The sequence below is a fragment of the Algoriphagus boritolerans DSM 17298 = JCM 18970 genome (assembly GCF_900108085.1).
GTDB lineage: Bacteria > Bacteroidota > Bacteroidia > Cytophagales > Cyclobacteriaceae > Algoriphagus > Algoriphagus boritolerans.
The window spans coordinates 24,290-30,882 of the sequence record NZ_FNVR01000039.1 but is presented as its reverse complement, the minus strand read 5'-3'; the positions used below and the strand labels follow the sequence as shown (position 1 = coordinate 30,882).

Here is a 6,593-nt window from a genome sequence, read left to right as displayed (position 1 = left end):
GACACGGACTGGTCACTGCGCTGAAGTACCAGACGTTGGTGGTCGTCGATGATCCATTCCACCACTTCTCCTTGTTGAAATTCAATGGCTTTGGCAACGGCGGCAGGAAAATTGACATACCATTGTTCACTTTTGGCTCTATTGATTCGCTGTATTTTGGTTGGATACCCCATATCTATTCTGTTAACTAGATAAAACATATCAAAAAAAAGGCCATAACCTTAAATTATGACATCTTTATTTTCAATATCTAGTAAATAGCCAAACGAAAGGCCCTAGGTGCAACCTAGGGAAAAATGTAAACGATAACGAGGACGACAACCCCGAAGCGGGTTGAACTTGTGAGAAAAGGAATTACAAATTCCAAAAAATATGAGGGTGTAATTACAAATTACACCCAGCGTCCACTGAACCTCAAAGCAGCAAGACAATAGACTACGCCGAGGTGGGCTTCATTAAGTGATCGGTTGTTGATGAAATCCATCTGGGAAATCCCACCGGTTAGTCAGCGTGAAGATTACAAAACGGAAGTTCCTTCCGGAATTACTGTTGCCCTCGCGCTGATTCCCGGGGCAGTTGCTTTTGCTTTTCCAGCCGGACTTCCGCCACTTACCGGACTCTTTGCGGCTTTTGTGCTGGGCTTGGTGACTTCTATTCCAGGGAGTAGATCTGGAATGATCTCCGATGCTTCCGGAGCAATTGCAAGCGAGAGCCAGGCTTTCAGGTATCGTGGCTTTAATCCTGCTTTTGGTATTTATCATTTTCGGATCCAGTCTGACCGAACAGCCAATGGCAGGGTTGACAGGATGGATGAGGTGATCGTGGACTTTGCGTTGAGTCGGATTTTAGAAAAGTCTTCTATCGAATCGCTGAATAAAATCACCGAACGTGACCATAAAGTGGGTAAAAAAGTTCACCTTCGTCACTTGAGTCTTGATTGTAAAAAACTTTTGGCAAAAGCAGATCAAATCATCGATGTCAACCTTATCGAAGATCCGACTTACAAGCTTGCAATAGACGAATCAGCCAAAAAAATCCAACCTGAATAATCCTAGGGAATTGATTTTCAGTTTCGGGTGTTGTCATTGAGTGAATACTAATTAAATAAATAAAGACGATGATTGAGAATGCGACAAACGAAGAAGTTCAAGGACAAATTGAAACCGAAAATGAAAGAGAGGGCCTAAAAGTTCTGATCACCTCTGACAACCCTCAGGAGGAGCTAATCGCAAAACTTGCCAATCTTGAAGTGGAGGTAGAGTGGCAAAAGATTGCTGAGCCGCTTACCTCGCTGGATGACACCTTCACCTTCAGGCATCTCAAGCCAGTCTTTGATTATGCCGATAAAAACGGCATCGATGTAGTCATTGCAGTGGATTCCACTTATGATAAGTTTACCTTGGGCGTAAGAAAGTTGGTGACAGGCAGTTTTGTCCTGTTGAATATTCACCACACTTCCCTGATTTTGGCCAAGCTTTTACTGGAAAATCACGGTTCGCTAAGCTGCAAAAAATCAATCTTCATCACCGATTTGCTGGATAAGCTTTTTGCAAAACATGAGGCCTCAATCACCACTATTCCCAACCTCCTTACTCCACTGAAAGAGCAAGCGGATTTTCTGTTATCTGAGCCTGACGAGACGCTCTTTATTTCGGAAAATCAGGAGATCCTACTGAAAGGTCAGCAAGACAGCCTCGGCTATTTGCTTTCCAGATTGATACTTGCTGCCAAAAAAGCTAAAAGTGAAGAAGGAACGCTATTCGACAGTTTGATCGAGATTTACACTGATTTTGGATTCCAGCGGGAAAAAAATCTGGCGGTATCCATCGAGGATCCATCCCAAAAGTTGTTTTTCAAAAAGGTGATCGCCCGATTGAAAAAGAAACCACCGATGACGCTCGGAATGACTGAGATCACCAGTATCGAAGATCTCAGCAATGGCACATTGAAAAATCTATTAAGCGGAAGGATCATTCCTTCGCACTCACCTACAGCAAACGCCCTTCAGGTGCAATTGGGCAATAACAGCAGATTCCTCATTTTCCCAACCGAGCAAAAGATTAATTTCTTCTTCACCAGCCACGGCAAACTGATCAAAAAGGATGATTTTACCACGCTTAGCCAGCAGTTTGATCAACGGGTAGTAAAATTACTTTCTGAAATCAATAGGCTCGGATTGGAAAATTGATCGAGTAGGATTATGGGTATGATGAAGTAAGTTGTGAAAAGTTATGGGTTCAGAGTCCATAAGTCACATTCTTACGTTTTATACCGCTTATTTGAGTCCAAAAAGGAGAAAGAAATCCCTCCTTTTTGGATCCACTTTTAATTAATAAAATCCTACTTTAAACTTTGATTTTCAATTAGTTAAGTTTCCTGGATTGTAACGCTTTTTCTGTCTTTTCTCTACGTCTTCCCTGTAAAATGCAACGTCTTTGAACGCCGAATCGGCATACCGCTGGGCCTGATCGAAGAAGTGAGGAGATTTTGGATCAGAACTTTGGCCTCCAGCAAGAATTGTCTTTGCTTTCACTTTCTCTCCAAATTCTACCACAGCCACAAAGCTGTTTCCCCGATAGCCGTAAAGCCTCTTTGTCCCTTCATAAGCTCTGGCACCGTAAGCTGCCAAAGCCCCCCAATTGCCTGATGCCAAACCAACCGGAACGTAAGGCGCATTGTCATCATACTTTAGGTCAATGTCACCGGAAAGCCGCTGGAAACGATTGATCTCAGACCAAAGGGTATTCCACGTGCCGAAATCAGCATTCATCTGAGCAATTGTCTTTTCAAAAACTGTGACTAGTTCTAGTTCCGTTGGCACTTTTGCTGCTGGCATAGGGTTGATAAACCGATTCATGCTGCGAAATTCACGTTGATAATTTTCCCCATAGAAATGCGCCACCGACATCGCCACAGATTCCTTGGAAGTCCTGTAATCCCAGGCTTTCAACAACTCCAAGACCTCCTTTTGATCGGTTTTTCCACTTTTCTCCAAAGCTGAAATCAACTCAGGAATCAGGTACTCAAAGGCTGGTAAATACGGATCGTAGGCCAACTGAAGAAAACTTTCCAAGTTCAATTTCTCTGCCTCCTTCAGCACTTTCACCGCATGTATAGCCCGAAAATTTTCCGCATCCCGAGCCATGTAAGCGGGATAATCTTCCATTTTTGGACTGAATTCGGCCGATGCAGTAAAAGGTGTGGAATTGCAGTTTTGGATCCAGCCATTTTCAGGATTTAGGATCAAAATGCTTTCATCCACGGTATGAAGCCCTTGCCAATCTGTAGCAGGATTGCTTCCGTCCACCGGCTTGGAAAAGTCAAATCCGGGATTTCGCTTTGGGATAAAGTTGCCATGGAAATAGGCGATATTTCCTTCTGCATCCGCAAATACCGTGTTATTTGATGAGTTGGTGCGGATATTCATCATATCCTTAAATTCCGCATAATTATTCAGTTTGGTTCTGATGTAGCTTTGGGAGATGGCATTCACGGGATCCCAGTTGATTTTTGTGGCTACCCATTTTTCACCGTTTTTGTGTGTGATCGGCCCATGATGCGTTCGGTAAAAAGTAAATTCCTTCTCTTTCAATTCAGCACCGTCCTTGTATTTCAAAACGATCGATTGCTGCGCTACCTCCCGAAGTTCTTCCCCGTATTTGTAATGAAACCTACCTTCTGATTCCACGATTTCTTCCTCAAACTCATCCTTAAAATCCGCAAAGGTCGACGTGTGAATCCATCCGGTTTTTTCATTAAATCCCTGATAGACAAAGAACTGACCCCAAGTCACTGCACCATAGACATTTAAGCCTTCTTCACTGACCACATGTACTTCCGGACGGAAATAGAAGGAAGTATGCGGATTGATCAGCAGCATGGCATTACCGGATTCTGACAGACTCGGAGCAATCGCAATCCCATTAGAACCCTGTGGTTCTGTCAGGATATCCTCCACTTCTTCCATTGAGGCCAATGCTTTGTTTTCTTCATAAAAGGCCTTAATTCGCTCCGTGGAGACACTTTCAATATCCCCTCCTATTGATCCTTCAAAGAAAAACATGGGCATCCAAGGTTCATATCGAGTGATCACCTGGGGATTGACCTCGGGATGCGTATGGAGGTAATAATTGATCCCATCGGCAAAAGCCACACAGAGTTCTTTCAACCAGTCAGGTGCTATTTCAAAGGCTTCCTTGGCTTCAGCTTCAGTCATGTAGAGATTTGCACGAAGGTCTGAGTAGAGGGCCTCCTCCCCTTCCAATTCGGCTAATCTGCCAATTGCCCAAATATAGTTTCGCTCTACCCTTCTGAAATCATCCTCACACTGGGCGTACAAAAGCCCAAAGACGGCATCCGCATCAGACTTTCCATAGATGTGGGGCACACCAAAGTCATCTCGGATGATCTCCACACGTTCCGCCTGCGTTTCCCAGCGATTGAGTTCTTCATTGAGGTCTTGTTTTTGACAGGAAAAAAGAGTGACTAGGCTTATCAAGCCAATAAATCTCCGAAGCATATTTTTAGGGTTGGATGAAGGTCGAAAGTAAGGGATTTGGAAAAGCTTCGCAAAGGCTTTCTTACCGGTGGTCTTGGTATAGATTGGGCGTGAATTTTCTTTTTAATTCGACTATTATTTCATCGGAAATGTGTTGACTCTCTTCATATCCCTTCATAAGTTTTCCTACCTGATCCACCGAACTCGCACCGATAATCAAACTTGAAACGGCTTTTTCCGCCAACCCAAACCGAATCAAAATTGCGGCTGGACTAACTCCTTGTTTATGAATTTCGTCTTTGATCTCAGCTACTTTTTCCTTTGGGAAATCCAAAAATCCAACGAGTGGCTTGTCGATCAGAATTCCCTTTGCGAAAGCTCCCCTTACCAAAACCCGTGTAGTTGTTTTTTCCAGAAACGGAAAAATTACTTCCTCAGGCCTGCGGTCCAGTGGACTGTATTGCATCATGATGGTGGCAGGAGGATTCATTCCCACCACTTTACGGATCACATTGGGGCGGATCGATGAGATCCCAAATGCCCTGATTTTACCCTGAGCCTTTAATAGCTCAAATGCTTCCAGCGTTTCTTCCCAAGGATCTTCGATTGTGCCACCATGAAGCTGATAAAGATCTAAGTAGTCAGTGCGCAATCGCTTCAGACTATCTTCTGCTGCTTTTAAAATATAAGCCTTCCGGGGATTCCAAGACCAGGCAGTTCCTTCGGCATTCCACTGGTTTCCTACTTTGGAAGCGAGGATGAGCTGTGATCTTTTAGCTTGAATTGCCTTGCCGATGTTGGTCTCATTTTGGCCTTTTTGGTACAGGTCGGCCGTATCCAAAAAACTAATTCCGGAATCAATCGCCGCATGAATGATTTTTTCAGCAGCAATGTAGCTGTCCGGCAGTGACATACACCCTAAGCCCAGGTTAGGCAAATTCAATTTATCCTGATTCGATTTTTCCGACATTTTTAATTCGTTAAATTTTACTTTGTCCTAACCTCAATAAGTTAACCCGGATTCCCAACCCTACTTTTAAATTTGAGTTTCATTTATGGCGATTCACTAAGGTATTCCTGCTTAAATATCTATTTTTGCCCCACCAAAAACCTATAAAAAATGAAGAAAATAGCCGTTTTTACTTCAGGGGGAGATTCACCCGGAATGAACGCCTGTATCCGTGCCGTAGTCCGAACGGGAATTTTCAGAGGACTAGAAGTCTATGGAATTCAGCGCGGATACGAAGGGATGATCGAAGGAGACATCAAGCGGATGCATTCCCATTCGGTCAGTAATATTATTCAGCGGGGCGGTACGATTTTAAAATCTGCCCGCTCGATGGAGTTCAAAACTCCTGAAGGACGGAAAAAAGCCTATGAAAACCTGACAGCCCTTGGAATAGAGGGGCTGGTGGCTATTGGCGGAGACGGGACATTTACCGGCGCGAAGGTTTTCTTCGAAGAGTTTGGCATACCAACAGTGGGCTGCCCTGGGACCATCGACAACGATATCTATGGAACAGACTTTACCATCGGCTTTGATACCGCGGTGAATACCGCCTTGGAAGCGATTGATAAAATACGGGATACGGCTGCTGCGCACGATCGAATTTTCTTCGTGGAAGTGATGGGACGGGACGCAGGATTTATTGCAGTAGAATGTGGAATCGGCGGTGGTGCTGAATTCGTCATGGTACCGGAAACAAAAACAGACCTCAACAGCGTCGTCAAATCGCTCAAAAACCTTCGGAAATCAAAATCTTCAAGCATTATCGTGGTAGCAGAAGGTGACGACTTGGGCAATGCCGACCAAATCATGACCATGGTAAAGGAAAAGATCAAGGATCCTTCCAAGGAATTTAAGGTGACGACTTTAGGACATATTCAGCGGGGAGGCAACCCTACTGCCCGAGATCGTGTTTTGGGAAGTAGATGCGGAATGGGAGCTATAGATGGACTCCTTGCCGGCAAAACTAATTGTATGTCTGGTGTGGTAAATAACGAATTGGTCTATACCCCGTTTAGTGACTGCATTGGCAGAACGAAACCGCTGAACCCGGATCACCTGGCATTAATCGATATTTTAAGTATTTGA

4 protein-coding genes and 1 pseudogene are annotated in these 6,593 nt (G+C 44.2%); 3 read left to right on the top strand and 2 right to left on the bottom strand.

Annotated elements, in window-relative coordinates:
* Nucleotides 1–473: 473 nt before the first annotated feature.
* Together C4S61_RS22720 and C4S61_RS20005 are read left to right on the top strand one after the other, a co-directional pair.
* Nucleotides 474–704, top strand: a pseudogene (locus C4S61_RS22720) (SulP family inorganic anion transporter); the annotation flags it as partial.
* Between the two features lie 413 nt (nucleotides 705–1,117).
* Nucleotides 1,118–2,188 (top strand): hypothetical protein, encoded by a 1,071-nt coding sequence (locus C4S61_RS20005; RefSeq protein WP_103926559.1) that lies wholly within the window; start codon nucleotides 1,118–1,120, stop codon nucleotides 2,186–2,188.
* 171 nt (nucleotides 2,189–2,359) lie between these two features.
* On the opposite strand, the gene C4S61_RS20000 is transcribed toward C4S61_RS20005, so the two are convergent.
* Nucleotides 2,360–4,519, bottom strand: coding sequence for an acylase (locus C4S61_RS20000; protein ID WP_103926558.1), 2,160 nt, complete (start codon nucleotides 4,517–4,519; stop codon nucleotides 2,360–2,362).
* Between the two features lie 61 nt (nucleotides 4,520–4,580).
* On the bottom strand, nucleotides 4,581–5,468 hold the full coding sequence (locus C4S61_RS19995) for an aldo/keto reductase (RefSeq protein WP_103926557.1): 888 nt from the start codon (nucleotides 5,466–5,468) through the stop codon (nucleotides 4,581–4,583).
* Nucleotides 5,469–5,618: 150 nt separating this feature from the next.
* Here C4S61_RS19995 and pfkA point away from each other — a divergent pair, with 150 nt between their 5' ends.
* On the top strand, nucleotides 5,619–6,593 hold the full coding sequence (pfkA, locus tag C4S61_RS19990; RefSeq protein WP_103926556.1) for a 6-phosphofructokinase: 975 nt from the start codon (nucleotides 5,619–5,621) through the stop codon (nucleotides 6,591–6,593).

Coding starts and splice junctions, on each gene's coding strand:
- C4S61_RS20005 (WP_103926559.1), top strand. CDS start 1,118: ATGATTGAGAATGCGACAAACGAAGAAGTTCAAGGACAAATTGAAACC.
- C4S61_RS20000 (WP_103926558.1), bottom strand. CDS start 4,519: ATGCTTCGGAGATTTATTGGCTTGATAAGCCTAGTCACTCTTTTTTCC.
- C4S61_RS19995 (WP_103926557.1), bottom strand. CDS start 5,468: ATGTCGGAAAAATCGAATCAGGATAAATTGAATTTGCCTAACCTGGGC.
- pfkA (WP_103926556.1), top strand. CDS start 5,619: ATGAAGAAAATAGCCGTTTTTACTTCAGGGGGAGATTCACCCGGAATG.